Annotated in this window: 25 protein-coding genes; 18 read left to right on the plus strand and 7 right to left on the minus strand. The window is 67.2% G+C overall.

Translation table 11 applies throughout. The features are described from left to right. Positions 1-2 precede the first annotated feature (2 nt). Both IP65_RS08935 and IP65_RS08940 read left to right on the plus strand, forming a co-directional pair. Complete coding sequence (locus tag IP65_RS08935; RefSeq protein WP_054131477.1) at positions 3-1,469, plus strand: aldehyde dehydrogenase; 1,467 nt, start codon at positions 3-5, stop codon at positions 1,467-1,469. A 23-nt stretch (positions 1,470-1,492) separates the two neighbouring features. Next, complete coding sequence (locus tag IP65_RS08940; RefSeq protein ID WP_054131478.1) at positions 1,493-2,593, plus strand: NAD(P)-dependent alcohol dehydrogenase; 1,101 nt, start codon at positions 1,493-1,495, stop codon at positions 2,591-2,593. Between the two features lie 11 nt (positions 2,594-2,604). Here IP65_RS08940 and IP65_RS08945 read toward each other — a convergent pair whose 3' ends face one another. Then, entirely contained in the window at positions 2,605-3,141 is a 537-nt protein-coding gene (locus IP65_RS08945; protein WP_231627619.1) for a TlpA disulfide reductase family protein, read from the minus strand. A 195-nt stretch (positions 3,142-3,336) separates the two neighbouring features. On the opposite strand from IP65_RS08945, the gene bchI reads away from it, so the two are divergent. From bchI to IP65_RS08965, 4 genes are read left to right on the plus strand one after another with little or no spacing between them, the layout of a single operon-like run. After that, the gene (gene bchI, locus IP65_RS08950) at positions 3,337-4,332 is read left to right on the plus strand and encodes a magnesium chelatase ATPase subunit I (protein ID WP_054131479.1); all 996 of its coding nucleotides are present in this window, start codon (positions 3,337-3,339) and stop codon (positions 4,330-4,332) included. Beyond that, positions 4,329-6,041: a magnesium chelatase subunit D gene (locus IP65_RS08955; RefSeq protein WP_054131480.1), complete on the plus strand. Its 1,713-nt coding sequence runs from the start codon at positions 4,329-4,331 to the stop codon at positions 6,039-6,041. The genes bchI and IP65_RS08955 overlap by 4 nt, the downstream gene beginning before the upstream one ends. Then, on the plus strand, positions 6,038-6,931 hold the full coding sequence (gene bchO, locus IP65_RS08960; protein ID WP_054131481.1) for an alpha/beta fold hydrolase BchO: 894 nt from the start codon (positions 6,038-6,040) through the stop codon (positions 6,929-6,931). Before IP65_RS08955 ends, bchO begins: the two co-directional genes overlap by 4 nt. Next, positions 6,928-7,107: a hypothetical protein gene (locus tag IP65_RS08965; protein WP_022677068.1), complete on the plus strand. Its 180-nt coding sequence runs from the start codon at positions 6,928-6,930 to the stop codon at positions 7,105-7,107. Before bchO ends, IP65_RS08965 begins: the two co-directional genes overlap by 4 nt. Before the next feature lie 184 nt (positions 7,108-7,291). On the opposite strand, the gene IP65_RS08970 is transcribed toward IP65_RS08965, so the two are convergent. Together IP65_RS08970 and crtD are read right to left on the minus strand one after the other, a co-directional pair. Further along, positions 7,292-8,065: a hydroxyneurosporene dehydrogenase gene (locus IP65_RS08970; RefSeq protein WP_022677067.1), complete on the minus strand. Its 774-nt coding sequence runs from the start codon at positions 8,063-8,065 to the stop codon at positions 7,292-7,294. A 65-nt stretch (positions 8,066-8,130) separates the two neighbouring features. Then, positions 8,131-9,687, minus strand: coding sequence for a 1-hydroxycarotenoid 3,4-desaturase CrtD (crtD, locus tag IP65_RS08975; protein ID WP_054131482.1), 1,557 nt, complete (start codon positions 9,685-9,687; stop codon positions 8,131-8,133). A 90-nt stretch (positions 9,688-9,777) separates the two neighbouring features. Here crtD and IP65_RS08980 point away from each other — a divergent pair, with 90 nt between their 5' ends. The 11 genes from IP65_RS08980 to IP65_RS09025 all read left to right on the plus strand — a co-directional run bounded on the left by IP65_RS08980 (position 9,778) and on the right by IP65_RS09025 (position 20,352). Then, a complete protein-coding gene (locus IP65_RS08980) occupies positions 9,778-10,917 on the plus strand; it encodes a methyltransferase (protein ID WP_054131571.1) in 1,140 nt (379 codons plus the stop codon). A gap of 125 nt (positions 10,918-11,042) precedes the next feature. Then, positions 11,043-12,002, plus strand: coding sequence for a chlorophyll synthesis pathway protein BchC (bchC, locus tag IP65_RS08985; RefSeq protein WP_022677065.1), 960 nt, complete (start codon positions 11,043-11,045; stop codon positions 12,000-12,002). Next, complete coding sequence (locus IP65_RS08990) at positions 11,999-12,985, plus strand: chlorophyllide a reductase iron protein subunit X (protein WP_028658065.1); 987 nt, start codon at positions 11,999-12,001, stop codon at positions 12,983-12,985. The genes bchC and IP65_RS08990 overlap by 4 nt, the downstream gene beginning before the upstream one ends. After that, positions 12,972-14,516: a chlorophyllide a reductase subunit Y gene (gene bchY / locus IP65_RS08995; RefSeq protein ID WP_022677064.1), complete on the plus strand. Its 1,545-nt coding sequence runs from the start codon at positions 12,972-12,974 to the stop codon at positions 14,514-14,516. Before IP65_RS08990 ends, bchY begins: the two co-directional genes overlap by 14 nt. Continuing rightward, on the plus strand, positions 14,513-15,973 hold the full coding sequence (bchZ, locus tag IP65_RS09000) for a chlorophyllide a reductase subunit Z (RefSeq protein WP_022677063.1): 1,461 nt from the start codon (positions 14,513-14,515) through the stop codon (positions 15,971-15,973). The genes bchY and bchZ overlap by 4 nt, the downstream gene beginning before the upstream one ends. A gap of 139 nt (positions 15,974-16,112) precedes the next feature. After that, entirely contained in the window at positions 16,113-16,268 is a 156-nt protein-coding gene (gene pufB, locus IP65_RS20830; protein WP_022677062.1) for a light-harvesting antenna LH1, beta subunit, read from the plus strand. A gap of 79 nt (positions 16,269-16,347) precedes the next feature. After that, positions 16,348-16,533 (plus strand): light-harvesting antenna LH1, alpha subunit, encoded by a 186-nt coding sequence (pufA, locus tag IP65_RS09005; protein ID WP_022677061.1) that lies wholly within the window; start codon positions 16,348-16,350, stop codon positions 16,531-16,533. A 118-nt stretch (positions 16,534-16,651) separates the two neighbouring features. Continuing rightward, entirely contained in the window at positions 16,652-17,476 is an 825-nt protein-coding gene (pufL, locus tag IP65_RS09010; protein ID WP_054131572.1) for a photosynthetic reaction center subunit L, read from the plus strand. 14 nt (positions 17,477-17,490) lie between these two features. Then, complete coding sequence (pufM, locus tag IP65_RS09015; RefSeq protein ID WP_028658063.1) at positions 17,491-18,465, plus strand: photosynthetic reaction center subunit M; 975 nt, start codon at positions 17,491-17,493, stop codon at positions 18,463-18,465. Continuing rightward, entirely contained in the window at positions 18,462-19,562 is a 1,101-nt protein-coding gene (pufC, locus tag IP65_RS09020) for a photosynthetic reaction center cytochrome PufC (RefSeq protein ID WP_022677058.1), read from the plus strand. Before pufM ends, pufC begins: the two co-directional genes overlap by 4 nt. A gap of 262 nt (positions 19,563-19,824) precedes the next feature. After that, positions 19,825-20,352: a cytochrome c family protein gene (locus IP65_RS09025; protein ID WP_148291759.1), complete on the plus strand. Its 528-nt coding sequence runs from the start codon at positions 19,825-19,827 to the stop codon at positions 20,350-20,352. Between the two features lie 170 nt (positions 20,353-20,522). Here the strand turns inward: IP65_RS09025 and IP65_RS09030 are convergent, their stop codons facing one another. Genes IP65_RS09030 through IP65_RS09040 form a run of 3 tightly spaced genes read right to left on the minus strand, consistent with a single transcriptional unit; the run spans position 20,523 to position 23,513 of the window. Next, positions 20,523-20,972 (minus strand): nuclear transport factor 2 family protein, encoded by a 450-nt coding sequence (locus IP65_RS09030; protein ID WP_022677056.1) that lies wholly within the window; start codon positions 20,970-20,972, stop codon positions 20,523-20,525. Next, positions 20,969-22,306, minus strand: a complete 1,338-nt coding sequence (locus IP65_RS09035) for an SRPBCC family protein (RefSeq protein ID WP_022677055.1) — start codon at positions 22,304-22,306, stop codon at positions 20,969-20,971. The genes IP65_RS09030 and IP65_RS09035 overlap by 4 nt, the downstream gene beginning before the upstream one ends. 13 nt (positions 22,307-22,319) lie before the next feature. Next, a complete protein-coding gene (locus IP65_RS09040) occupies positions 22,320-23,513 on the minus strand; it encodes an aromatic ring-hydroxylating dioxygenase subunit alpha (protein WP_022677054.1) in 1,194 nt (397 codons plus the stop codon). Positions 23,514-23,678: 165 nt separating this feature from the next. Here IP65_RS09040 and IP65_RS09045 point away from each other — a divergent pair, with 165 nt between their 5' ends. Then, entirely contained in the window at positions 23,679-25,337 is a 1,659-nt protein-coding gene (locus IP65_RS09045) for an AMP-binding protein (protein ID WP_028658061.1), read from the plus strand. Here IP65_RS09045 and IP65_RS09050 read toward each other — a convergent pair. Next, a complete protein-coding gene (locus IP65_RS09050) occupies positions 25,303-26,433 on the minus strand; it encodes an AI-2E family transporter (RefSeq protein ID WP_054131483.1) in 1,131 nt (376 codons plus the stop codon). The two genes, IP65_RS09045 and IP65_RS09050, sit on opposite strands and share 35 nt — an antisense overlap. Positions 26,434-26,481 lie beyond the last annotated feature (48 nt).

Genomic DNA, 26,481 nt, shown 5'->3' on the forward strand with positions numbered 1-26,481 from the left:
TCATGACGATGCAGCCCGGCTTTGCCGATCTTGCCCTGCCGGACCTGCGCCTGCGGGTGGGAGACGATATCCTACCCGCGACCGGCGCGGTCGATGTGGAAGACCCGAGCACCGGCGCCACTGTGGCGCAAGCGCCATTGGCCGGCGATGCGGCGGTTGATGCCGCCGTGGCAGCGGCGCGCGCCGCGCTGGTGGCGCCGGCCTGGCGCGACCTGGCCCCGCTGGCGCGCGAGCGGCTGCTGCACCGCCTGGCCGATGCGATGGAGGCAGACCTGCCGCGCCTGGCGGCGCTGGAAGCACTCGATACCGGCAAGCCGCTGACCATGGCCGAAACCGTCGATATTCCTTCGGCCATTGCCTGGCTGCGCTGCTATGCCGGCTGGCCATCCAAGCTTGCCGGGCGGGCGGGAACGCTGAGCGCCACGCCTGGGGATTATCACGTCTATACCCGGCGCGAGCCGGTGGGCGTGGTCGCAGCGATCACGCCGTGGAATTTCCCGCTGGTTCTGGCGATGTGGAAGGTTGCCCCGGCGCTGGCGGCCGGCTGCACGCTGATCCTCAAGCCGGCGGCGGAAACCCCGCTGTCGGCGCTGCGCCTGGCCGAACTGGCCCGCGCGGTGGGCTTTCCCCCTGGCGTGTTTACGGTGCTGACCGGCGATGGCGCCACGGGTGCGGCGCTGTCGCGCCATCCCGGCGTGGCCAAGGTGGCGTTCACCGGCTCCACCGCCACGGGCGGGGCGATCCTGGCGGCGAGCGTGCCCGATTTCAAGCGCGTGACGCTGGAACTGGGCGGCAAGTCTCCTTCCATCGTCTGCGCCGACGCTGATCTGGCCAAGGCGATCCCGCAGGTGGCGATGGGCTGTTTCTTCAACAGCGGGCAGATCTGCTATGCCGGGTCGCGCGCCTATGTGCACCGCTCGATCTATGACCAGGTGCTCGATGGCCTGGCCGATGTGGGCGCCGCGCTGCGCCTGGGGCCGAGCGCCGATCGCGAGAGCCAGCTTGGCCCGCTGGTGAGCGCGCGGCAGCAGGCGCGTGTGGCCGGCTTTGTCGCGCGCGCACGGGACGCCGGCATTGCCGCGGTGGAACGCCGCGTGACACTGCCGGAAACCGGGCATTTCCTGGCGCCGACAGTGCTGCGCGATGTGCCACCCGATGCCGAGGTGGCGCGCGAAGAGGTGTTTGGCCCGGTCTTGGCAGTGACCGCGTTCGACGACCTGGACGAGGCGATCGCGCTGTCCAACGACAGCGCCTATGGCCTGGCCGCGCATGTGTGGACGCGCGACCATGCCACCGCGCACCATGCCGCGGCGCGGCTGGATGCCGGCACGGTCTTTGCCAACTGCATCCTGGTGGCCGATCCCGCCTTTCCCTTTGGCGGGATGAAGGCATCGGGCATCGGCCGCGAAAACGGCAGCGAAGTGCTGGACGCCTATCTCGAACCCAAATCCGTGATCATGGCGCTGTAAGGCGCCGCGAAAGGACGATGCCGATGAAGATCACCGCAGCCCTGGCCGTGGCGCCGCACAGCGATTTCAGCGTGGAAACGGTGGACCTGGGCGCGCCCCAGGCCAACGAGGTGCTGGTGCGCATTGCCGGGGTGGGGCTGTGCCATACCGACCTGGTCTTTCGCGATCAGTTCGTGCCGCTGCCGCTGCCGGCCGTGCTGGGCCATGAAGGCGCCGGCGTGGTGGAGGCGGTGGGCAGCGCGGTGACCGACCTGGCGCCCGGCGACACGGTGGTGCTGGGCTTTTCCAGCTGCGGTCACTGCCCGCGCTGCGCCGAGCATCTGCCCAGCTATTGCCGCGAGTTCGTGCCGCGCAACTATGCCGGGGTGCGGCCCGATGGCACCAGCCCGATCAGCCGCGATGGCAGCGCGGTGACGGCGGTGTTCTTTGGCCAATCCTCGTTCGCCAGCCATGCCATTGCCGATCGGCGTAACGTGGTGAAAGTGGCGGCGGGCGATGACCTGGCGATCATGGGGCCGCTCGGCTGCGGCCTGCAGACCGGGGCCGGCGCGGTGCTGCGCTCGCTCGATTGCCCGGCGGGCAGCACGCTAGCGGTGTTTGGCGGCGGGCCGGTGGGCCTGGCCGCAGTGATGGCTGCGCGCTATCGCGGGTGCAGCCGTATCATCCTGGTAGAGCCGGTGGCGGCGCGGCGCGCACTGGGCGTGGAGCTTGGCGCGACCGACGTGATCGACCCGGGCGAGGGCGACGTGGCCGCCGCGATCCGCGCGCTGCTGCCTGATGGCGTGGATTTTGCCGTGGAAAGCAGCGGCCGCGTGGCGGTGATGGAAACAGCATTGGCGAGCCTGGCCAGCCGGGGCGCGCTGGGCCTGGTCGGCGTGCCGCCGCGCGCCGAAGATGCCCTGGCGATCAACATTGCCGGCATGATCACGTTCGGCCATCGCGTGATCGGGATTATCGAGGGGGACAGCGACCTGCAGGGCTTCATCCCCGAACTCGTCGCGCTGTATCGCGCGGGGCATTTCCCGTTCGATCGGCTGATCAAGACCTATCCCCTGGCGCAGATCAACGAGGCCGTTGCTGCGCAGCATCGCGGCGAATGCGTCAAGGCGGTGCTGATTCCCTAGCCCTGTGCCTCCTAACCCTGGGGCGGCGCCTCGCGCAGCAAGGGGACCAGCACAGTGTTGAGATCATCGAGATCGAAGGCGCCGGCCTTGGCATAGCGAACCACGCCGGCGCGATCGATCACGAAGTTGGTCGGCACGCCGGTGAGCGGGGCATAGGGCCCCTTGAGCGCGCGCACCGCCGGAATGTGCATGACCGCAAACAGCTTTTTCAGCTGGTAGTTGGGCAGCGAATCCTCGGTCGTCACGGCAAAGACGCGCAACCCGTGCTTTTGCTGCAGGGCATAATATTGATCGAGCAGTGGCAGTTCCGCCTTGCACGGGCCGCACCAGGTGGCCCAGAAATTCAGGACCACGACCTGGCCCTTGAGATCGGCCAGCGACAGCTTGGTGCCATCGATCAGGCGCAGGTCAAACGGCGGGGCGGGCTGGCCTACCACGGGGTCTTTGGCCAGCGCCGGCGCGGTTGGCGCAAACGCCGTGGCGGCAAGCAGGGCGGCGGCGCCAGCCATGGCCAGGCGGCGCGGAACGGCAAAGCGGATCGGCATCATCTCGGTTCCTGTTGGTGCGCGCGGTGCCGGTGCCCCCGGTCGCCCGCGCAGACTGTCACACCGCGCCGATTGTCGCCAGTCTTGCCGCTGATATTCCCACCGTTTCGGCACAAATCTCGTCCCGCGCAGATGGGCGTTGCAAGCATGGCGATTTTGCTTGTTCTTACACTCTTTAATGTCCAGAGTGTTGGACATATGGCCCGCTTCCCTTTCTCTGCGATCGTCGGCCAGGACGAGATGAAGCTGGCGCTGCTGATTGCGGCGGTCGATCCGGCGATCGGCGGGGTCATGGTGTTTGGCGATCGCGGCACGGGTAAATCCACCGCCGCGCGCGCTCTGGCCGGGCTGCTGCCGCCGATCATGGTGGTGGAGGGCTGCCGCTTTGGCTGCGAAACGCCGGGCCAGTGCCCCGGGCCGTGCACGGGCGGCAAGACGGTGCGCCAGGCGGTGCCGTTCGTCGATCTGCCATTGGGCGCGACCGAAGACCGGCTGCTCGGCGCACTCGACCTGGAGCGCGCGCTGCGCACGGGCGAGCGGGTCTATGAACCCGGCCTGCTGGCGCGCGCGCATCGCGGGTTTCTTTATATCGACGAAATCAACCTGCTGGAGGATCACCTCGTCGACCTGCTGCTCGACGTGGCGGCATCGGGCCAGAACGTGGTGGAACGCGAAGGGCTGTCGGTGCGCCATGCCGCGCGCTTTGTCCTGATCGGCAGCGGCAATCCCGAAGAGGGCGAATTGCGTCCGCAACTGCTCGATCGCTTTGGCCTGTCGGTGGAAGTGCGCACGCCGCGCGCGATCGATACGCGGGTGGAGATCATGCGTCGCTGCGCCGCCCACGATGCCGATGCGGCGGCGTTTGCGGCGCAGTGGGCGCAAGAGGATGACAAAGTCTTGCAGCAGATCGCGCGCGGGCAGCGGCGGCTGGCGCGGATCACGGTGCCCGATGCGGTGATGGCCGATGCGGCGCTGTTGTGCAGCGAACTGGGCGTTGATGGCCTGCGCGGGGAATTGACGCTGATGCGCGCCAGCCGCGCGCTGGCCGCGCTCAAAGGCGCCAAGCTGGTGCGGCGCGAGCATCTGGTGGCGGTGGCGCCGCTCGCGCTGCGCCATCGCCTGCGCCGCGATGTGCTGGACGAAAGCGGATCGAGCGCGCGGATCGAACGCGCGCTGACCGAACACTTATCATGAACAGCGGGCTGGCAGATGCGCTCATGGCAGCGCGCCTGCTGGCCCAAAGCCCCACGGCGCTTGGCGGAATGTGCCTGCGCGGCGGCGGCCCGGCGGGCGATCTGGTGATGCAGGCGCTGGCCGCGCTGCTGCCGCCCGGCACGGCGTGGCATCGCCTGCCCGGCCATATCGACGAAGAGCGGCTGTGCGGCGGCACCGATATCGCCGCGAGCCTGGCCAGCGGCACGCTGGTGCACCAGCGCGGCCTGCTGGCGGCGGCGCGCGGCGGGGTGCTGGTGGTGCCGATGGCCCAGGGCCTGCGTGCTGACATTGCCGGCCGCGTGGCCCAAGCAATGGATGATGCAGGCGGGCCGATCCTGGTGTTGCTCGATGATGGCACAGCGGACGAAGCGCGCCCGCCGGCCGCGCTGATGGAACGCATTGCGTTCGACATCACGCTGGATGGGCTGCGGCCGGCTGACTTGGCAACGTCCTTGCCCGTGGCAGATACCATGCCGACATTCGCGTCTGCGCCCGGTGACGCCGCGCTCGCCGCGCTGGCCGCCGCCGCCACTGCGTTGGGCATCACCTCGATGCGGCCGCTGTTGCAGGCCGCAGCCGTGGCCCAGGCCCATGCCGCACTGGCGGGGCACGCGATCGTCGATGCCGAGGATGTGGCGCTGGCGGCGCGGTTGGTGCTCTCGCCCCGCGCGACGCAAGTGCCGCCCGACAGCGCGCCACCCCCTGATGCCCCGCCCGATATACCGCCCGAGCAGGAGCGGGACACGCGCGATGGCGAGCAGGAAGGCGAGGGGTCGGAGATTCCCGAAGACCTGGTGATCGACGCGGCGCGCGCGGCGATCCCGCGCGATGTGCTCGATCGCATTGCCGCCGGGCAGGCAGGGCGGGCCAAGGCTGGCGGTGGCGGCGGCACCGGGCAGCGCTTGCGGTCTGGGCGGCGCGGCCGGCCGCTGGGTGCGCGGCCCGGCCTGCCCGGTGGCGGGGCGCGCCTGGCCCTGATCGACAGCCTGCGCGCGGCCATTCCCTGGCAACCGCTGCGCCAGCGCGATCCCGCGCCCGACGGCGCCGGGCCGATCCGCTTTCGCCGCGACGATCTGCGCGTGCGCCGGTTTGAAGAGCGGCGCACCACCGTGACGGTGTTCTGCGTCGATGCCTCTGGCTCTACCGCAATGGCGCGCCTGGCCGAGGCCAAGGGCGCGGCCGAGCTGATCCTGGCGCAGGCCTATGTCAAGCGCGCGGAAGTGGCGGTGGTGGCGTTTCGCGGCGAGGGGGCAGAGGTGCTGTTGCCGCCAACCCGCTCGCTCACCCGCGCCAAGCGCGCGCTGGCCGCTCTGCCCGGCGGCGGCGGCAGCCCGCTGGCGCATGGACTGGTCCTGGCGCGGCAGATGGCAGAGGCGGTGGCCGCGCGCGGTGGCACGCCGATCCTGGTGTTCATGACCGATGGCAGCGCCAATATCGCGCTCGATGGTGCGCGCGGCCGTGCCCGCGCGCAGGATGATGCGCAGCGCGCGGCCCGCGCTATTGCCGTGGCCGGCCACGATGCCGTGGTGATCGATATCGCCGCGCGTCCCCGGCCGGAGGCAGCGGCCCTGGCCCAGGCGATGCGCGCGCGCTATCTGCCCTTGCCCTGCGCCGATGCCCGCGCGCTGCATGCCGCCGTGGCCCAGGCGACTGCGCCAGAGCCGGCGCTACGCCGGGCGCGGGCATGAGCAGCGGGCCGCGCTGGGCGGTGGAGGGCCGGAACTGGCCGCATCGCGCCGCCAGCCGCTTTGTCGAAACGCCAGGGCTGACCTGGCATGTACAGCAGATGGGCGATGGCGCGGGGCCAGTGGCGCTGCTGCTGCACGGCACCGGCGCGGCCACGCATAGCTGGCGCGATGTGATGCCGCTGCTGGCGCGCGATTATACCGTGGTGGCGCCCGATCTGCCCGGCCATGGCTTTACCCAGGGGCGCCCGCAAGGCGGGCTGACACTGGTGGCGATGGCGCGGGCGGTGGATGATCTGCTGGGCGCGCTGGGCCAGGTGCCGGCGGTGGTGGTGGGGCATTCGGCCGGCGCGGCGATCGCCCTGCAACTGGTGCACGGGCGGGGGGATGACGTGCCGGTGGTGGGCCTCAACCCCGCGCTGATGCCCTTTCCGGGCCTGGCGGCGCAGCTGTTTCCCTCGCTGGCGCGGATGCTGTTTGTCAACCCGCTGGTGCCACGCATGCTGGCGGGGATTGCCCGCCTGCCGGGAGAGCCGGAACGCTTTCTGCGCCGCGCCACCGGCTCTGCCCTCGATGCCCAGGGCCTGCGCTGCTATGCCGCGCTGCTCGGCAATGCCGGCCATTGCGGCGGGGCGATGGAAATGATGGCCAGCTGGGATCTCGATACCCTGAGTCGCACTTTGCCGGCGATTACCGCGCCGGTGCAGCTTGTGCATGCGCGCGGCGACGTGGCCGTGCCGCTGGCCTCGGTGGAAAAGGCCGCCGCCCTGCTGCCCCATGCACGGCTGGAGGTACTGCCTGGGCTGGGCCATCTGGCGCATGAGGAGTGGCCCGACCTGGTCGCGGCCTTGATCCACGCCCATGCCCGGCAACAGCGGGAGACCGTGGGATGAGTGGATGGAGCCAACATTTCGGCTGGGTGGAAATCGTCTTTACCGCCGCGATCGCCATCGGTTTTGGCGTGTGGCAGCTGTGGTCAGTCAACCGCGAAATCCGCCATGACCGTGCGCGCAAGGCCGAGCAGGAGCGGGCGGATGCCAGCGATGATGGGGCGCCGCCGGCTGTTTGAGCAAAGATTTCGCGCAGAGGCGCAGAGGCGCCGAGAAAATCTGAATCTCCGCGCCTCTGCGCCTCTGCGCGAACCAAATTATGTTCGGCACTGCCCGTCGTAGACGTGCGCGCGTTGCGTCAGAAGAGAACAGCTGGACCCCGGATCAAGTCCGGGGTGACGAAGAGCTATGTGTAACCCTGGCCTATTCCACCCGTGGAATGCGATAGGGCAGCATGAATTGCACGATCGGCGAGGAGAAGCGATCCATGTCGAGGCTTTCCTGGACCGAGACGACTGGTTCGCCCAGCAGGGTGGAGCGCAGGGTGGAGCGGGAATAGAACGGGGCGTCTTCCCAGGTGCGCACCACGCTGGCGTGGCCGCGATCGGCGCGGGTCTTGCGTTCCATTTGCCATAGCGTGTTGGGCAGGGGCGCCACGGGTGGCAGTTCGGCCTCTTCGTGCGGGGTGCCATCGGCGGCAAAGCGCAGGGCGCTGGCAAAGGGGCGGCCGTCGCGGCGGATGCCTTCGTAGAATACGAAAGAGCCGTGGCGGCCATGCGCGCGTGACCAGTGCCAGACGCGAAAACCCTGTTCCAGTGCCTCACTGCCGAAGTTGGAATCGAGATAGGCGCTGCCCTGCCAGGCCAGCCCGGGCTGCTGCATCGTCACTTCGATCCGCGCGCGCGGGGCAAGGCAGTGCCAGCGGTGCCGCCCTTGTGGGTCGAGCGCAAAGGCCTTGGCGTTCATCGCCTCGGGAATGACGCGCACACGCCCGGCCACGCGGCGCTGCCAGGGCACGCCGACGCGCTTGTCCATTTCCTCGATCTCGATTTCCAGCGCGTCGCCGGTCCAGCGCATGGCACTGGGGCCGATCTGCAGGCAATCGGCGTTGCGCCGCACCGCGCCGCGCCCGCGCTCGGTCATTGTCCAGCGCGCGCCGGGGCCATAGAGCGCGACGTTGAGCGCGCAGTGATCCAAGGGCGTGCCCCGGCCACTTTTCTTGTAATAAGGGGAAAACACGCTGCCGATGAAGGCGATGATCGTCAGCCCGTGGCGCCCGCACTGGCTGATGGCATCGACATACCACCAGCCATAGCCACCGGGTGGAATCGCCGCATCGAAGCGAGGTCTTGCAGCACTGCCCGGCTCGCCAGCCGTGCCGACAAGGCGGCCATCGGCACCCCCGCTCCGGGGTGGGTGCTTCCACCCGCGCAATAGAGCCCAGGGATCCGGGTCCGCGTGCCCTGCCGCAGGAATGACGCCGCCCAGCCGTGCGAGGCCCGTCCATAGATCGCTCCGCCGGTCGAGGGCAAAAAGGTCTCGAACTCGTTCGGCGTCAGCAGGATGCGGGGACAATCCGTTTCCAGCTCCAGCCCGCAGCGCTGCAGCGTCTTGCGCATGGCCAAGGTGCATTGGTCCCTCTCCTTTTCGCTATAGGCGTGGCTGTCGCCGTTGGCCGGGGCATTGACGATGATCTGCAGGCGCTCGCGCCCGCCGGCTTGCGGATTGTCGCCATCGCGGTCCTGCGCGCAGACATAGACGCTGGGATCGGTGGGCGGGCGGCCGCCGCGAATATCGCTGAACTCGCGCGGGTAATCGGGCGAGAACAGCACGTTGTGCCGTTGCAGCGCAAAGCCGCTGGTTTTGGCATGGGCGAGCCAGACCATGGCCGAAAGCGAGCGGTGGCGCGCGCCATGACTGCTGACCGCCATGGCGCCGATCGGGCCGAGGCGCCCGGCAGCAAGCGCTTCGGGATCGGCATTGGTGATCACGGCATCGGCTGGCACATGCTCGCCATTGGCAAGCACCACACCCGAGGCGCGGCCATTGTGCGTTTCCAGCATGGCCGCCCCGGTGCCAAAACGGAACTGCGCGCCATGGCGCTGCGCCAGGTTCATCAGCGCTTGAGCCAGCGCGCTGATGCCGCCATCGATCAGCCACACGCCCTGCGCCTCGACATGGGCGATCAGCATCAGCGTGGCCGGCGTGGCAAAGGGCGAGGAGCCGCAATAGGTGGAATAGCGCGCGAAAAGCTGGCGCAACCGTTGATCGGCAAAGTGCTCGCCCAAGACCTTCCACAGGCTTTCATAAGGGCGGATGGCCAGGAGATCGCCCACCCGCCACAGGCCGATGCGCCACATCAGCGAAGGCGGCCAGGCGAGCTTTGATCCGCGCAGCATGGTGGCGTCAAGAATGCCGTGGATGCGCGCGGCCTCGGCCCGGAAGGCGCGAAAGCCGGCGGCGGCCGCCGCGCCGGCAAAATCGCCGATCGCTTCCTCGCTGCGCGCGGGATCGGCATGGAGATCGAGCTGGCCGGCCCCGTCCCAGGCATGGCGGGCGAGCACCTGGGCGCGGCGGATCGTGACATGATCGGCTAGGTCAGCGCCGCAATCGCGGAAGACATCGGCAAACACATCGCGCAGGGTGAACACGGTGGGGCCGGCATCGATGCCCACGCCATCGACGGCCAACTGCCGCGCCTTGCCGCCCGGATGCCCGGCCTTTTCGATCACGGTCACCGCCAGGCCGCGCGCGGCGAGCAGCGCGGCCGCTGCCAGCCCGCCAATGCCTGCGCCGATGATCGCAACCCGTGCCGCCATGCGCGTCGTGCCCCTTTGCGAAAGGAATCACCCTCGGGAATAGGAATTGATCTTTACACCAATGATGTCCATTAAAATAGACATATGGAAATGTCCACTATTCCAGACCAATTGGACCCGCCGTCTGCCGTGGCGCCTTGGCGTCGACGGTGGACGGCGTGGCGCAACGGGGTGCTGGCCAGCCCGCGCTTCCAGTTCTGGGCGGCGCGGCTGCCAGGGATTGCGATCGTGTCACGCCGCCGCGCGGCGCAGGCGTTCGATCTGGTGGCGGGCTTCTGTTATTCGCAGGTGCTGATGGCGGCGGTGCAGGTTGGGCTGCTTGATCTCTTGCGTCGCGGGCCGTGCAGTGCAGATGACGTGGCGCTGGCCAGCGGCCTTTCGCCCCAGGCCGCGTTGCGCCTGGTGCGCGCGGCGGCTGCGCTCGACCTGGCCGAGGAAGTGGCACCGGGGTGGTGGATGCTGGGGCAACAGGGCGCCGCCCTGCAGGCCAATCCCGGCGCGATCGCGATGGTGCGCCATCATGCGCTGCTCTATGCCGATCTGGCCGATCCCGTGGCGCTGCTGCTGCGCGACCGGGCCATGCCCACCGCGCTTTCGTCGTTCTGGCACTATGCCCAGGATGCCAGCGAACACGAGGCGGCATCCTATTCCGCGCTCATGGCGGCTTCGCAGGCGATGGTCGCGCAGCAGGCGCTGGCGGCCTATCCCTTTGCCCGGCATCGGCGGTTGCTCGATCTCGGCGGTGGCCATGGCGCCTTTGCCAGCGCGGTGGCCAAGGCCTGTCCGGCGCTGGAGGTGGCGGTGTTCGATCTGCCGCCGGTGGTGGCCGGCGCCGGCGCCTGGCTGGATGCAGCGGCGATGCGCGGGCGCATCGCGTTGCATGGCGGCGATTTCTTTCGCGATCCGATTCCGCCGGGCCATGATTGCATCACGCTGGTGCGGGTGCTGCACGATCACGATGATGATGCCTGCCTGGCCCTGCTGCGCGCCGCGCGCCAGGCGCTGGTTTCGGGCGGGCGACTCGTGGTGGCAGAGCCGATGGCCAAGACGCCGGGCGCGGCCGCGATGGGTGATGCCTACTTCGGATTTTATCTCTGGGCGATGAATGCCGGGCGCCCGCGCAGCGCGGCTGAATATGGCGCGCTGCTCAAAAAGGCCGGATTTGCGGGGTGGCGGCGCCATCGCACGGCATATCCCGTGGTTGCCAGTGTGGTTGTCGCGTTTGGATGACACTTAAAAACGTCAAGGTAGATTGACGTATGTCAAGGTTGGCGTATGGTGATCCTTGCCGGAACGTACCCGCTTTCGGGTGAACGCGACGGGGTCTGACCGACCGTTGGGAGAAGGACCGGGGCATGGATGCGCTGGCCGTCATACTCGAAGCACCCAGGTGCATTGCGCTACGCAAGCTGACGTTGACCAGTTCGGTCGCCGGCAACGGCGCCGTTCTTGGCCCGAGCGACGTGGTGGTCGACATCCGCTGGAGCGGCATCAGCACGGGCACCGAAAAGCTGCTGTGGTCGGGCGAAATGCCGGTCTTTCCCGGCATGGGCTATCCGCTGGTGCCTGGGTATGAGTCGCTGGGCCGCATTGTCGACGCCGGGGCCGAGGCGCAGGGGCGCATTGGCGACTGGGTCTTTGTGCCGGGCGCGGCCTGTTATGCCGATGCGCGGGCGCTGTTTGGCGGCACGGCGCAGCGCGTGATCATTCCCTCGGCACGGGCCTTTCCCGTGGCCGAGTCGCTGGGCGCCGATGGCGTGCTGTTTGCCTTGGCGGCTACCGCGCTCCACGCGCTGCAAGGCGGCACGGCGCCCGATCTCATCATCGGGCATGGCACGCTCGGGCGCCTGCTGGCGCGGCTGACCATCGCCATGGGCGCGCCTGCGCCCACGGTGTGGGAACGCAACGCGGTGCGGCGTGAGGGCGCCAGCGGCTATCGCGTGATCGCGCCCAAGGACGATGACCGGCACGATTACGCCACGATCTATGACGCGAGCGGCAATTCCGATTGCCTGGACCAGCTGATCGCCCGGCTGCGCCACGGCGGCGAAGTGGTGATGGCCGGCTTCTATGCCAACCGCCCCAGTTTCGATTTTGCCCCGGCGTTCCGGCGCGAGGCGCGCTTTCGCATCGCCGCCGAATGGCAGCCGGCCGATCTGGTGGCGGCGCGCGGCCTGATCGACAGCGGGGCGTGCAGCCTGACCGGCCTGGTCAGCCACATGCGCCCGGCGACCGAGGCCAGGGACGCCTATCCCGAAACCTTCCTCGCCGCCGACTGCCTCAAGATGGTTCTCGATTGGAGCGCTTGCGCATGACCTTGCTGAACACTGCCGATGCCCTGCGCGCCGAAGCCGCGATCGAGCCCGATGCCCCGCACACGGGCGAGGTTACCAAGCAGACCCAGGTGATTGCCATCTATGGCAAGGGCGGATCGGGCAAGAGCTTTGCCCTGTCCAACCTCAGCTACATGATGGCGCAGCAGGGCAAGCGCGTGCTGCTGATCGGGTGCGATCCCAAGTCTGATACCACCAGCCTGCTGTTTGGCGGGCGCAGCTGCCCCACGATCATCGAAACCTCTGCCGCCAAGAAGCTGGCGGGCGAAGAAGTGCGTATCGAAGACGTGTGTTTCCAGCGTGATGGCGTGTTTGCCATGGAGCTGGGCGGACCGGAAGTGGGCCGTGGCTGCGGCGGGCGCGGCATCATCCATGGGTTCGAACTGCTGGAAAAGCTGGGCTTCCATGATTGGGGGTTCGACTATGTCCTGCTCGATTTCCTGGGCGACGTGGTCTGCGGCGGGTTCGGCCTGCCGATCGCGCGGGATATGTGCCAGAAGGTGATCGTGGTCGGCTCCAACGACCTGCAATCGCTCTACGTTGCCAACAACGTGTGCAAGGCGGTGGAATACTTCCGCAAGATGGGCGGCAATGTTGGCGTGGCCGGCATGATCGTCAACAAGGATGACGGCACCGGCGAAGCCGCCGCCTTTGCCGATGCCGTGGGCATCCCGGTGCTCTGCGCCATTCCTGCGGACGAAGACATTCGCCGCAAGTCAGCCAATTACCAGATCATCGGCCGGCCCGATGGCCAGTGGGGCAGCCTGTTCGAAGACCTGGCGGTCAACGTTGCCACCGCGCCCGCGCAGCAGCCGCGCCCGCTCGACCAGGATGGCCTGCTCGGCCTGTTCTCGCCTGAGCAGGTGGGCGGCGATGTGGTGCTGCGCCCCGCCACCCAGGCCGATATGCGCGGCGCCGCCTTTGTCCAGAAGCCCTCGCTCGAGGTGATCTATGACGAGGCTTGACGCACCCGCGCCGCCGGCCGCGCGCCAGGCAGACCGCATCGCGCTCGATCCGCCGCCGGCCAGCGGCGGTGGCTGCCATGCCGATGCCGGCGTGCTGCGCGCGGCGACCGACCAGGCCCAGGGCAGCGCCCTGCTGGAACGCTATGCCGCCGATTATCCTGTGGGGCCGCACGATCAGCCGCAAAGCATGTGCCCGGCGTTCGGCTCGCTGCGTGTCGGGCTGCGCATGCGCCGCACCGCCACGGTGCTGTCGGGTTCGGCCTGCTGTGTCTATGGCCTGACGTTCACCTCGCACTTTTACGGCGCGCGGCGGACGGTGGGCTATGTCCCGTTCAATTCCGAAACGCTCGTCACCGGCAAGCTGTTCGAGGATATCAAGGACGCGGTGGAAGGGCTGGCCGATCCGGCGCTCTATGATGCCATCGTGGTGACCAACCTGTGCGTGCCCACGGCCAGCGGTGTGCCGCTCCGCCTGCTGAAAAAGCAGATCAACGGCGTGCGCATCATCGGCATCGACGTGCCCGGCTTTGGCATTCCCACCCATGCCGAGGCGAAGGACGTGCTCGCCGGCGCGATGCTCGCCTATGCCCGGGCAGAGGCCGAGCAAGGCCCGGTGGCGGCGCCGCGCGTCAAGCCCGATCGCCCGACGGTAACTTTGCTGGGCGAGATGTTCCCGGCCGATCCGGTGGGCATCGGCATGATGCTGGAACCGCTGGGCCTGGCCGCCGGGCCGGTGGTGCCCACGCGCGAATGGCGCGAGCTGTATGCCGCGCTCGATTGCGCGGCGGTGGCGGCGATCCATCCGTTCTACACCGCCAGCATGCGCGAATTTTCCGCCGCCGGGCGCGGCATCGTCGGCTCTGCCCCGGTCGGGGTGGAAGGCACTGCCAGCTGGCTCGATGCGATCGGCGCGGCCTGCGGCGTGGCACAGGATCGCATCGATGCGGCCAAGAACCGCTTCCTGCCCGCGATCGGTGGCGCGCTGGCGGCCAATCCGATCAAGGGACGTATCACCGTGACCGGCTATGAAGGGTCGGAACTGCTGGTGGCGCGGCTGTTGATCGAAAGCGGCGCCGATGTGCCCTATGTCGGCACAGCCTGCCCGGCGACGCAGGCGGGTGAGGCTGACCGCGCCTGGCTGGAGGCGCGCGGCGTGCGCGTGAACTATCGCGCCAGTCTTGAGCAGGACATTGCCGCGGTGGAGGAATTTGGCCCCGACCTGGCCATCGGCACCACGCCGGTGGTGCAGCACGCCAAGCAGCGCGCGATCCCCGCGCTCTATTTCACCAACCTGATTTCCGCCCGCCCGCTGATGGGCGTGGCCGGCGCGGGTAGCCTGGCGCAAGTGGTCAACGCGGCGATGGCCAACAAGCCACGGTTTGACCGCATGCGTGCCTTTTTCGATGGCGTGGGCAGCGGGCCGGGCGCGGGCGTGTGGGAAGATACCCCGCAGGACCGGCCGCAGTTCAAGAAGAAATACGCCTCCCTGAACGAAGCCGCGCGCAAGGCGGCCGAGGCGGTGGGATCATGACTCTGGTTCTCGATCATGATCGCGCCGGCGGCTATTGGGGGGCGGTTTACGTCTTTACCGCGGTCAAAGGCCTGCAGGTGATCATCGACGGGCCGGTGGGGTGCGAAAACCTGCCGGTGACATCAGTGCTGCACTATACCGATGGCCTGCCGCCGCACGAACTGCCGATTGTGGTGACCGGCCTGGGCGAAGAGGAACTGGGCAAGACCGGCACCGAAGGCGCGATGAAGCGGGCGTGGAAGACGCTCGATCCCGATCTGCCGGCCGTGGTCGTCACCGGCTCCATCGCCGAGATGATCGGCGGCGGGGTGACGCCCGAAGGCACCAATATCAAGCGCTTCCTGCCGCGCACTATCGACGAGGACCAGTGGCAGAGCGCCGACCGCGCGCTGGGCTGGCTGTGGAAGGAATTTGGCCCCAAGGGCGTGCCCGCCGCCCGGCCGCTGCGCGAGGGGGAAAAGCCCCGCGTCAACATCATCGGCCCGTCTTACGGCATGTTCAACATGGCGAGCGATCTGCACGAGGTGCGCCGCCTGATCGAGGGGATCGGCGCGCAGGTCAATGTGGTGTTCCCGCTGGGGTGTCACCTGGCCGATATCCGCAAGCTGGCCGATGCCCAGGCCAACGTGTGCCTCTATCGCGAATTTGGCCGAGGCCTGTGCGAGACGCTGGAGCGGCCCTATTTCCAGGCGCCGATCGGGCTGGACAGCACCACGCTGTTCCTGCGCGCGCTGGGCGCGGAGCTGGGGCTCGATCCCGAACCGTTCATCGAGCGGGAAAAGCACACCACGATCAAGCCGCTGTGGGATCTGTGGCGCTCGGTAACGCAGGATTTCTTTGCCACCGCCAGCTTTGGCATCGTGGCCAACGAAACCTATGCCCGCGGCATCCGGCGGTTCCTGGAAGACGACATGGGCTTGCCGTGCAACTTTGCCTTTGCGCGCAGTGCCGGGGTCAAGCCGCGCAACGAGGACGTGCGCGCGGCGATCCATGCCAATCCGCCGCTGGTGCTTTTCGGTAGCTATAACGAGCGCATGTACAACGCCGAGCGCGGTGGGCGCGGGATCTATATCCCGGCCAGTTTCCCCGGCGCGGCGATCCGGCGCCACACCGGCACGCCGTTCATGGGCTATTCCGGCGCGACCTATTTGGTGCAGGAAGTGTGCAACGCGCTGTTCGACGCGCTTTTCCACATCCTGCCGCTGGCGACCGAAATGGACAAGGTAGAGCCCACGCCCGCGCGCGGGGTCGGCGAAGCGGCGTGGCGCGAATTGCCGTGGGATGACGATGCCAAGACGCGGCTGGACGAGGTGGTGGCAGCGCAGCCCGTGCTGATCCGCATTTCGGCGGCCAAGCGCCTGCGCGATGGCGCCGAGCGCGCCGCCCGCCGCCATGGCGAAGATCGCGTATCGGCCGATCGGCTGGCCGATGCCCTGCTTGAGGCGCAGGTCGCATGACCCGCGCCCGTTCCATCCGTCCGGAAGCCTGCCGCGCGCAGCCCGGCCCAGCCATTCTCACGGTGCATTCGGGCGCCGCGAGGATACCCGAAGAGGTCGTTTCGCCTCTCGCACACCACCAACGAAAGGAGATTGGGCTATGAGTGATCGTGACGATCGCTTTGGGCTGAGAACGTATCTCACGCCCGAGGAAGCCAAGGAGTTCCACAAGCTGTTCATGAGCAGCTTCCTGGGCTTCACCGGCGTGGCCGTGGTTGCACACGTCCTGGTCTGGATGTGGAAGCCCTGGCTGTAAGCCGCCCACTCCCTCGCGATGTCGGGCCAAGGGGGCCTGATCGGGCGAGGGCCAACACTCTTGCACAAGGATAAAACCCATGTGGAGACTTTGGCTGATTTTCGATCCGCGCAGGACATTGGTTGCCCTGTTCGGCTTTCTGCTCGTGCTGGCACTGATCATTCACTTCATCCTGCTCAGCACCGACACCTACAACTGGCTCGACGGCCCCAACTCGGCGCAGGGCGCCGCGCATGCCGCCGCAGCCGCAAAACCGGCCAGCTGACGCAAGCCCGTGCGAGAGGCGGCGGCGATCCCGACCGCCGCCTCATGGGCACTGACGCCTGAAAAAACCGGCATCTGAACACAATAGCCGCCGCATCCAGGCGGAGAGGGGGATGGCCATGGCACTCCTGAGTTTCGAACGAAAATATCGCGTGCGCGGTGGCACCTTGATCGGTGGCGACCTGTTCGATTTCTGGGTGGGCCCGTTCTACGTCGGCTTTTTCGGCGTGGTAACGGCGATCTTCGCCTCGCTGGGCACGGCGCTTATTTTCTATTCCGCATCACAAGGCCCGACCTGGAATCCCTGGCTGATTTCGATCGCGCCGCCCGATCTCAAATATGGCCTGGCGCTGGCGCCGCTCAAGGAGGGTGGCTTCTGGCAGATCATCACGGTCTGCGCGCTGGTGTCGTTCGTGTCATGGGCGCTGCGCGAGGTGGAAATCTGCCGCAAGCTGGGCATGGGCTATCATGTGCCGGTGGCCTTTGGCATGGCGATCTTTGCCTATTTCACGCTGGTGGTGATCCGTCCGGTCTTGCTGGGCGCGTGGCACTGGGGCTTCCCCTATGGGATCTTCAGCCACCTCGATTGGGTGTCGAACACCGGGTACCAGTACCTGCACTTCCATTATAACCCGGCGCATATGCTGGCGGTGTCGTTCTTCTTCACCACCACCCTGGCGCTGGCCCTGCATGGCGCGCTGGTGCTGTCGGCGGTGAACCCGCCCAAGGGTGGTGAGGTCAAGTCACCGGAATACGAAGACACCTTCTTCCGCGATCTTATCGGCTATTCGATCGGCACGCTGGGCATTCACCGCCTGGGCCTGTTGCTGGCGCTGAACGCCGGGTTCTGGAGCGCGGTGTGCATAGTCATCAGCGGCCCATTGTGGACGCGCGGTTGGCCCGAGTGGTGGACCTGGTGGCTCAACCTGCCGATCTGGTCGTGAAGGAGCACCGTGCGATGACGACCTACCAGAACATATTCACCCAAGTGCAATTGCGCGGCGAACCGGAAATGGGCGTGGCCCTGCCACCTGGCAGCGAAGAGCGCATCGGGCAGGGCAGCTTCGTCCACCTGCTTGGCCTGGTTGGCCAGGCGCAGATCGGCCCGATCTACCTGGGCTGGACCGGCATTTTCGCGCTGATCTTCGGGTTTACCGCGTTCGAGATCATCGGTCTCAACATGCTGGCCTCGGTCAACTGGAACCCGATCCAGTTCGTGCGCCTGCTGCCGTGGCTGTCGCTCGAACCGCCCGGCCCGCAATATGGCTTTTCCCCGTTCGTGCCGCTGGCCAAGGGTGGGTGGTGGATCATCGCCGGTTTCTGCCTGACCACCTCGGTCATGCTGTGGTGGGTGCGCACCTATACCCGCGCCCGCGCGCTCGGCATGGGCACGCATGTGGCCTGGGCCTTCCTCAGCGCGATTTGGCTGTTCCTGGTGCTGGGCTTTATCCGCCCGTTCTTCATGGGCAGCTGGGCCGAAAGCGTGCCGTTCGGCATCTTTCCGCACCTCGATTGGACCGCGGCGTTTTCGATCCGCTATGGCAACTTGTTCTACAACCCGTTCCACTGCTTCTCGATCGCGTTCCTCTATGGCTCCACCCTGCTGTTTGCCATGCACGGCGCGACGATCCTGGCGGTGGGCCGCTATGGTGGCGAGCGCGAGATCGAGCAGATCACCGATCGCGGCACCGCATCGGAACGCGCCGCGCTGTTCTGGCGCTGGACCATGGGTTTCAACGCCACGATGGAATCGATCCATCGCTGGGCCTGGTGGTTTGCCGTGCTGACCACGCTGACCGGGGGCATCGGCATCCTGCTGACCGGCACGGTGGTCGACAACTGGTATCTGTGGGCACAGCAGCACGGCTATGCGCCGCACTATCCCGCAACCGGGGTGATCGACCCCGCCACCTTGGGGAGCTCGGGGAAATGAGACGGATCACCGCTATTGCCCTGGCGGCGCTTGCCGCGCTGTCCCTGGGGGGCTGCGAACTTTCCCACAAGGTTTCGGGCCAGAACGGCTATCGCGGCACCGGCATGGACCAGGTCACGGTCAAGAAAGTGGCCATGGCCAAGGACGAGGTGCCGCCACCGCCCTATGACCCGCCATCGACCGAGGGGCCGCGCGCCAAGGAGCAGTTCCAGAACCTGCAGGTGCTGGGCGATGAATCCGCCGAGCAGCTGAGCTATACCATGGCCGCGATGACCGCCTGGGTGGCGCCCAAGGAAGGCTGCAACTATTGCCACAATCCCAACAACATGGCCTCTGACGAACTCTATACCAAGGTTGTCGCGCGGCGCATGCTGCAGATGACGCGCAACATCAACCACAACTGGCAATCGCACGTGGCCCAGACCGGGGTGACCTGCTGGACCTGCCACCGTGGCCAGGCCGTGCCGACCAACCACTGGACCATGCCGCCCGCGCCGCCCAGCGGCATCATCGGCAACCGCCATGGCCAGGACGACCCGATCGCCGCCACGGGATTTTCGTCGCTACCCGATGCCTCGCTGGCGCTCTATCTGACCGGCGATCCGAAAAAGGACCAGAACATCCGCGTTCAGGCCACGGCCGCGCATCCTTCGCCGGCTGACAAGACCAGCGTGATGCAGACCGAAAATTCCTATGCCGTGATGATCCACGTGTCCAAGGCGCTGGGGGTGAACTGCACGTTCTGCCACAATGCCCAGGCTCTTGGTGCCTGGCCGATCAGCACGCCCAAGCGGGCCAAGGCCTGGTACGGCATCCGCATGGTGCGCGAAACCAATGGGCAGTATATCAGCTCGCTGACCAATGCTTTCCCGGCCTATCGCAAGGGGCCGATGGGTGATCCGTTCAAGGTCAGCTGCGCCACCTGCCACCAGGGCAAGAACAAGCCGATGGGCGGCTATCCCATGGCCAAGGATTACCATGCCTTGTGGGGCGCGCCGGGCAACGCCACGGTTCCCGCCACGTTCCCCGCGCCGTTGCAGGCGCCAACGCCCACCCAGCCGGTCGCCTCGGCCGCGCCGGCCACTCCGGCGGGATGAAGGCAATGCCGAAAGCCAGCCAGCCGCCTTGATGTCAGGCCCGATCATGCATTCGGGAACGGTTCGGGGGGCCAGCCGTTAACGCGCGAGGGAAGTATCGGAAAAATGCGGGATAACTGGCACGATCCGCCGGCCAGATCCGCACCCTGGCGATGATATGTTCTTGCCCTTACGGCCGTATTGCGTGGCACTATCGGACACGTTCTAGTTTCCCGCCGTCCTGTGTGACGCGCAGCCTCATAAAACAAAACGGAGGATGCAGATGATATCCAAGGTTCATTATCTTGCACTGGGCACCGCCACGCTGCTGCTTGCCGCGTGTGGTGGCGGCGGCAGCAAATCGGCAGCGGAACAGACGCCAGCTGCCAGCGAAACCACGACGGCCGCTGCAGCGGCATCGATGACCCCGGCCGCAGCGGCCAGCACGCCCGCGCCGGCGGCTGATTCCACCGACACACTCGATCACACCACGCTGGCATCGTTCACCGCCGATCCGGTGCACGGCAAGCAGATCTTCGCACAGTGCCAGGCCTGCCACTCGGCCGAGCCCGGCAAGAACATGATCGGGCCCTCGCTCGCAGGGGTGGTGGGTCGCAAGGCTGGCTCCATCGCCGGGTTTGCCTATTCCAACGCCAACAAGAGCAGTGGAATTACCTGGACCGCCGAAAAGCTGTTCCAGTACCTGGAAAAGCCGCAGCGCGTGGTGCCGGGCACCAAGATGACGTTCCCCGGCCTGCCCAAGGGCCAGGACCGCGCCGACGTGATCGCCTATTTGAAGAACCCGACCTGATCACCGACGCTATTGCGATTTGTACAAAGGCGCGAAGGCACTGCGGTGTTCTTCGCGTCTTTGTGTGTGGGTGGAGGACAGCGTGCCGTCCTGCTCTGCGATGTTCGAGACCGCGCCCCTCCGTCAGCCCTGCGGGCTGCCACCTCCCCGCTGGGCGGGGAGGATCGTGTTCAGGGCGCCGGGGTGTGGACCGGGGGCAGCAGCATGGTCATGCCCAGGCGCGCGATGCGCCAGGTGCCCTCGTGCTGGGCAAGGTCGAAGGCGTAGCGGGCTTTCACCTCTAGCAGGGTGCCATCGGTGCCCAGGCTGAAGGCGTGGCCATAGGCCGTGACCTGCGCGGTGCCGGCTGTGGCGTCATAGGCGCCGAGTGCCACGTTGCCGACAAAGTGGGCGTTGCTGGCCATGGTGGCAAAGGCGGCTTCGAAGAACCCCTGGATGCCTGCACGCCCGACGATCCGGTCCATGCCCAGGCTGGTCAGGTCATAGCAGCCATCGGGCGCGAACAGCGCGGCAACGCCGGCGGCATTGCCGATATCGTCCACCGCCATGGCATAGGCGGTGACCAGATCGGCAAGGGCCTGTCGCACGTCTGCGGGGCAGGGCGGCGGGGGATAGGTCATGCCGGCTGCACCGGGCCCTTGCCGGCCACGTAATCGTTGAGCAGTTCGTGGAAGCGCTGGATGCGCTTTTCCTGGCCGGGCAGGATGCAGCCCTTGAAGCCGCGTGAATTGAGGCCTTGTTGCTGCGTGGTGCCGATCGACAGATCCTGATCGGCGACAAAGCCCAGCGACACGCCATCGCCATAGCGGCTGTGCCGTGCCACGGCATCGTGGCGCAGCGGCACGGTGCCGATCGGGGTGACCACCTCTTTCATCCCCTTGACCGGGGGATAGAGGCACCAGTGCTGGAACACGCACTTTTCCGGGTCGGTGGGATGCGGCTCGGTGCGCAGCACCTGCATCTGTTCGGGCGACATGGTGAGGGTGAGATTGGGGAACAGCGTGCAGTGGAAATAGTCCACCAGCTGCTGGTCGGTCATGTCTTCGTACATGGTATAGCCGCGCTCTGGCCCCAGCTTGCGCTTGGCGGCGATCACGGCGGCGCGGATTTCGCCGGTGCGGCCCTGATAATCGGCCGGATCGATGCCCCAGGCGCGGGCGATATCATCGAGCGGGGCGGGCACTTCGGCGCTGTGATAGTCCACCCGCGTGGTGGCCTGGTGGCCGATCATCCACATCGCGTTGTGGCCGCTGGGATACATCTCGAAGACCGTGGTGGGCAGGCCGTCGTTGATGAACGTGGCCAGTTCGGGATGGATCGTGGGGAGGTGGTAGCTTTCGTTGAAATTGTCGCGGATCACCTTCCAGTTGAATTCCGCGTCGCACGACAGCTTGAGCACGCGCACCCAGTTATCCAGGCCATAGTTGGCGAGGCGTTCCTGCAAGGGCGCCATCCACTGCGCCAGTGGCGGCACGTCATCATCCATGCACCAGAACACGAACGGGCCCCAGGTTTCGCAGCGCAGTTCCGACAGGTGCACTTTGCCGCAGGGGTTGCCGCCGGCAAAATCATCCGGGTCCTGCACTTTGGCGAGCACGCCATCAGGGGTGAACTGCCAGCCGTGATAGCCGCAGGTGATGCGCGGCAGCGAGCCGGCATCGCCCAGCACCAGGCGGTTTCCGCGATGCGGGCAGCTGTTGTAGAACGCGCGCACGCTGCCATCGGCCTGGGCGATCATCAGGATCGAATCCTTGCCGAAATCGTGGCGGATGAAGTCGCCTTCCTCCTCCAGTTCGGCCAGCATTCCGCCCAGGTGCCACACCTTGGGCCACAGGTTCTGCCCTTCCTTGTCCATCCAGTCGCGCGAGATATAGCGATCGGCTGTGATCGTATCGCCGCGCACCGGCATGTCGAAATCGGGCGAATAGCGCGATTTGTTGTCCTGAACCGTCATGCTCGCCGCCCTCTCACATTACCGGCTTGGGCAGGGTGGCGTCATCCTGCAGATACCAGTTGAGCCATTCGTGGAAATACTGGTTGCCGCGTTCGTTGCGGCCGAACACCAGGTTGTCGTGCGCGCCGCTTTCCAGCCCTTTCTGGATTTCCAATCCGATCACATAGTCTTCCTGATAGGTCACATCGCGGAAGAAGTTGATCATCTGCTCCACCGCGGCGCGGTCGGCCTCGTCGCGGATCGGCTCGCGCCGCAGATAGTGCAGCACGGTGCGGTTGCGATCGGGCGTCGGCCCGGGGAACAGCTGGGCCACCTGGGTAATTTCGGGCGCGAGGAACGCCGAGACATTGGGGAACAGGATGCGCACGAAATCAAAGCCGTTGTTTTCCTGGTCGCCCCAATCCTCGCGTGGCACGTCTTTCAGCGCCTCGGCAATGCGGTGCTGGGGAAAGCCGATGCGCATCGAGGGGCCGAAGCCTTCGTAGAACATGCGGTTCGATGGCGTGCGCGGCTCGATCGTGGCGGGGTGCAGCGAGGCGAAGTGATAGCCTTCGAGATAGCCGTCGAACGCGATCTTCCAGTTGGCGCCCTCGATCGTGCGGCTGCCGAGATAGGCCCAGTCGGCAAAGCCGACATTGTCGAAATCCTCGAGAAAGCCCTGGAAATAGTCATCGAGATCGAGCGGGGCATTGGGCGTGAGCGCCACGAAGATCATCCCCGCGCGCTCCTCGCAAGGCAGCGCGCGCAGGGCGAGGCCGGCCTTGTCGACATCGCCAAAGTTGGCGCTTTCCGACACGCCCAGCAGCTTGCCATCCTGGCCATAGGTCCAGCCGTGGTACTTGCAGGTGAAGCGGGCGCACTTGCCGTGCCCTTCGGAAGCGACCGGCGCGCCGCGATGCGAGCAGACGTTGAGGAACGCGCGCACTTCTCCCGCCTTGTCGCGCACGATCAGCACGGGCAGGCCCATCGCGTCCATCGCCTTGTAATTGCCCGGCTCGGGCAGTTCGGCGGTGAAGGCCAGCATCAGCGGCACGCGGCGGAACACCAGTTCCATCTCGGCCTTCCACTGATCGGGATCGGTATAGGTGGCGGTGCGGACGCGCGCCACCTGCTGGGCCTGGTAGGTGCTGTTGTGCTCGACGTAATCCAGCATGATCTCGGCAATATCGCCGATCCGCTGGCGCCGCTCGGCCCGTTCATTGCTCATCTGCGGCCTCTCCTGCCTGTTTTGCTTGTGTCGCTAATAGCCAAAGCTGCCGCAGGCAGATCGCCTTGCCAAGCTGGGACAGGTGACAGGTTCCTCGCATTTTGGCCAAGTGGACAGGCGCCCGCTAACCGGCGAACAAGCGTAAAAACGGGCTAGGCGACGAGGATGATGAACGACAGCGGCGAATCAGCGCGTGAACCTGCCCAGTCTTGGCCCGCCGTTCCGGCCGCGCACCAGGCGCCGTTCGTGCGCGACGGGCTGTGGCCGCATCAGACGATAGCCGATCGCGCCGCTGATCTGGCGGCCACGCGGCCCGATGATCCGTGCATCATTGATGACGCCGGCGCGCTGACGTTTGCGGCGCTGTGGGCCGATGCCCTAGCGTTGGCCGCGTCGCTGCGCGCCCGGGGCCTGGTGCCGGGCGATGTGGTGGCGTTCCAGCTGCCCAACTGGCGCGAGGCGGCGGTGCTGAACCTAGCCTGCGTGATCGCCGGGCTTGTGGTCAACCCGATCGTGCCGATCTATCGCGACGCCGAAATGCGCGTGATGCTGGGCGATGCCGTGGCCCGCGCGCTGTTCGTGCCCACGGTGTTCCGCAAGGTGGACCATGCCGCCATGGCCGCCCGGGTGCAGGCCGATCTGCCCGCGCTGGCGCATGTGTTCACCGTGCGCGGCGAGGGGCCTGACGATCTTGCCAGCCTGGTGGCGGCCGGGCGCAGCCTGCCGGATGCACGGGTGGCGGTCGATCCCATGGCGGTGAAGATGGTGCTCTATACCTCGGGCACCACGGGGCGGCCCAAGGGCGTGCTGCACAGCCACGCCACGCTGGGCCGGGTAATCGGCCAGAGCGGGGCGTTCTGGGGGCTGAAACCGGGCGAGGCGGTGCTGATGCCATCGCCGGTCACGCATGTGTCGGGCTTTGCCAATGGCCTGGAAATGCCGCTGGTGATGGGCACCTGCACGGTGCTAATGGAAAGCTGGAACGCGCAGGAGGCTTTGGCCCTGATCGCGCGGCATGGCGTGGTTGGCACGGTGGCGGCCACGCCGTTCCTGGTGGAACTGGCCGCTGCCGCGCGCGGGGCGGGCGAGACCCTGCCCACGTTCCGTTTCTTTGCCTGTGGCGGCGCCGCCGTCGCGCCCGAAGTGATCGTTCAGGCGCGATCCGCCTTTGCCCGCTGCGCGCCGTTTCGCGTGTTCGGCAGTTCCGAAGTGCCGCTGGTCAGCTTTGGCTGGCCCGATGACCCTGCGCGCGCGGCGCAGACCGATGGGCGCATCGTCGACTATGCCGTGCGCATTGTCGATGACGCCGGCAACGATCTGCCCGATGGGCGCGAGGGCGAAATCCTGGCACGCGGGCCGGCGATGATGATCGGCTATACCGACGTGGCCGAAACCGCCAAGGCCATCGACGCGCAGGGCTTTTTCCGCACCGGAGACCTGGGCGTGCGCGACGCCGCCGGCGCGATCACCGTGACCGGGCGCAAGAAAGACCTGATCATTCGCGGCGGCGAAAACATCTCCGCGACCGAGATCGAGCAGGTGCTGGCAATGCACCCGGCCGTGGCCGATTGCGCGGTGGTGGCCATGCCCCATGCCCGGCTGGGCGAGGGGGTCTGCGCGTTCATCGTGGCGCGGGGCGCTGTGGCGGCGGCTGATCTGGCCGCGCACGTGGCGGCCAGTGGCCTGGCGCGGCAGAAGATTCCCGAACGCTTTGAAACGATCCCTGCCCTGCCGCGCACGGCGGCGGGCAAGGTGCGCAAGGATCAGCTGCGCGCGCAGATCGCCCAGATCATTGCGGCAGAGACGCTTCCGGCGCCGGGTTAAGCGGGCCCTGGTGCGCGCCAACCCATTCGCGCCACAGCAGCATCAGCACAGCAATCAGCGCCGGCCCGATCACCAGCCCGATCAGGCCCCAGGTTTCGATCCCGCCCAGGATGGCCAGCAGCACCCACAGGAACGGCAGCCGCGTGGCCCCGCCGATGAACACCGGCCGCACGAAGTGATCGGCCACGAAGATCACCACGCCGCCAAAGACCAGCACGATCACCGCCGCCGCCGCCTTGCCGGCCGCGGCGAGCAGGGCAGCGGCGAGGACCACCGCCGCCACCGCGCCGAGCGGAATGGCCGACAGCAGTGCGGTGAGCAGGCCGAGTAGCGCGGCATGGTCCACTCCGGCAAAGCCATAGGCCAGGCCCATCAACACGCCTTCGCCAAAGCCGATGATGATCAGGCCATTGACCGTGCCGCGCACCGCCAGCACCGCCTGATCGGCCACGCGCAGGCCCAGTTCGCCAAAGGCGCGGCGCGTGCCGATGCGCAAGGCATGGGCCACACGCGCGCCATCGCGCATCAGGAAGAACAGCGTCAGCAGCATGAAGCTGACCAGCAGCACGCGATGCGCGACCAGGCCCAGGATCTTTTCGCCCGACGTAAAATGCAGCTTGTGTGCCTGCATCGACAGGCGATCGATCGCCTCGGGCGTGGCCAGGGTCTGCTGCCACCAGGCGACCAGGTGATCGCCATAGGGCAGGTGCGCCACGAAATCGGGCACCGGCACGCCCTGGGCATGGGCCTGCGCCAGCCACTGCGTCACGGCCATGCTGTCGTGCGCCACGGCGGCGGCGACCATGACCAGCGGGATGACAAACACCAGCAGCACCAGCAGGGTGAACACCGCAGGCAAGACCAGCTTCTGCCCGCGTGGCCAGCGCTGCGCCGCTGTAACGTGGAGCGGCCAAAGCGAGACCGCCAGGATGACGCCCCAGCCCAGCGCGGGCAGGAACATCCGCAAGGTCCACAGGCCAGCCAGCGCCAGCAGCACGATGGCAACGACACCGGTTATCCGTTGCGCCCGCGTGGCGTGGTTGGCCCCTTGCGCGGTCCAGGTTCCGGGCGCGTCGTCATCATGGCTTGCTTGCATCAGGCCTGCCTAGCGCAGCACACCGAGCGAAACCAGATGGCAGCGGGC

The sequence above is a fragment of the Novosphingobium sp. AAP1 genome (genome assembly GCF_001295765.1).
GTDB lineage: Bacteria > Pseudomonadota > Alphaproteobacteria > Sphingomonadales > Sphingomonadaceae > Novosphingobium > Novosphingobium capsulatum.

Excerpts from the sequence above, each read along its gene's own strand:
- IP65_RS08935 (WP_054131477.1), top strand. The coding sequence starts at position 3 with ATGACGATGCAGCCCGGCTTTGCCGATCTTGCCCTGCCGGACCTGCGC.
- IP65_RS08940 (WP_054131478.1), top strand. The coding sequence starts at position 1,493 with ATGAAGATCACCGCAGCCCTGGCCGTGGCGCCGCACAGCGATTTCAGC.
- IP65_RS08945 (WP_231627619.1), bottom strand. The coding sequence starts at position 3,141 with ATGATGCCGATCCGCTTTGCCGTTCCGCGCCGCCTGGCCATGGCTGGC.
- bchI (WP_054131479.1), top strand. The coding sequence starts at position 3,337 with ATGGCCCGCTTCCCTTTCTCTGCGATCGTCGGCCAGGACGAGATGAAG.
- IP65_RS08955 (WP_054131480.1), top strand. The coding sequence starts at position 4,329 with ATGAACAGCGGGCTGGCAGATGCGCTCATGGCAGCGCGCCTGCTGGCC.
- bchO (WP_054131481.1), top strand. The coding sequence starts at position 6,038 with ATGAGCAGCGGGCCGCGCTGGGCGGTGGAGGGCCGGAACTGGCCGCAT.
- IP65_RS08965 (WP_022677068.1), top strand. The coding sequence starts at position 6,928 with ATGAGTGGATGGAGCCAACATTTCGGCTGGGTGGAAATCGTCTTTACC.
- crtD (WP_054131482.1), bottom strand. The coding sequence starts at position 9,687 with ATGGCGGCACGGGTTGCGATCATCGGCGCAGGCATTGGCGGGCTGGCA.
- IP65_RS08980 (WP_054131571.1), top strand. The coding sequence starts at position 9,778 with ATGTCCACTATTCCAGACCAATTGGACCCGCCGTCTGCCGTGGCGCCT.
- bchC (WP_022677065.1), top strand. The coding sequence starts at position 11,043 with ATGGATGCGCTGGCCGTCATACTCGAAGCACCCAGGTGCATTGCGCTA.
- IP65_RS08990 (WP_028658065.1), top strand. The coding sequence starts at position 11,999 with ATGACCTTGCTGAACACTGCCGATGCCCTGCGCGCCGAAGCCGCGATC.
- bchY (WP_022677064.1), top strand. The coding sequence starts at position 12,972 with ATGACGAGGCTTGACGCACCCGCGCCGCCGGCCGCGCGCCAGGCAGAC.
- bchZ (WP_022677063.1), top strand. The coding sequence starts at position 14,513 with ATGACTCTGGTTCTCGATCATGATCGCGCCGGCGGCTATTGGGGGGCG.
- pufB (WP_022677062.1), top strand. The coding sequence starts at position 16,113 with ATGAGTGATCGTGACGATCGCTTTGGGCTGAGAACGTATCTCACGCCC.
- pufA (WP_022677061.1), top strand. The coding sequence starts at position 16,348 with ATGTGGAGACTTTGGCTGATTTTCGATCCGCGCAGGACATTGGTTGCC.
- pufL (WP_054131572.1), top strand. The coding sequence starts at position 16,652 with ATGGCACTCCTGAGTTTCGAACGAAAATATCGCGTGCGCGGTGGCACC.
- pufM (WP_028658063.1), top strand. The coding sequence starts at position 17,491 with ATGACGACCTACCAGAACATATTCACCCAAGTGCAATTGCGCGGCGAA.
- pufC (WP_022677058.1), top strand. The coding sequence starts at position 18,462 with ATGAGACGGATCACCGCTATTGCCCTGGCGGCGCTTGCCGCGCTGTCC.
- IP65_RS09025 (WP_148291759.1), top strand. The coding sequence starts at position 19,825 with ATGATATCCAAGGTTCATTATCTTGCACTGGGCACCGCCACGCTGCTG.
- IP65_RS09030 (WP_022677056.1), bottom strand. The coding sequence starts at position 20,972 with ATGACCTATCCCCCGCCGCCCTGCCCCGCAGACGTGCGACAGGCCCTT.
- IP65_RS09035 (WP_022677055.1), bottom strand. The coding sequence starts at position 22,306 with ATGACGGTTCAGGACAACAAATCGCGCTATTCGCCCGATTTCGACATG.
- IP65_RS09040 (WP_022677054.1), bottom strand. The coding sequence starts at position 23,513 with ATGAGCAATGAACGGGCCGAGCGGCGCCAGCGGATCGGCGATATTGCC.
- IP65_RS09045 (WP_028658061.1), top strand. The coding sequence starts at position 23,679 with ATGATGAACGACAGCGGCGAATCAGCGCGTGAACCTGCCCAGTCTTGG.
- IP65_RS09050 (WP_054131483.1), bottom strand. The coding sequence starts at position 26,433 with ATGCAAGCAAGCCATGATGACGACGCGCCCGGAACCTGGACCGCGCAA.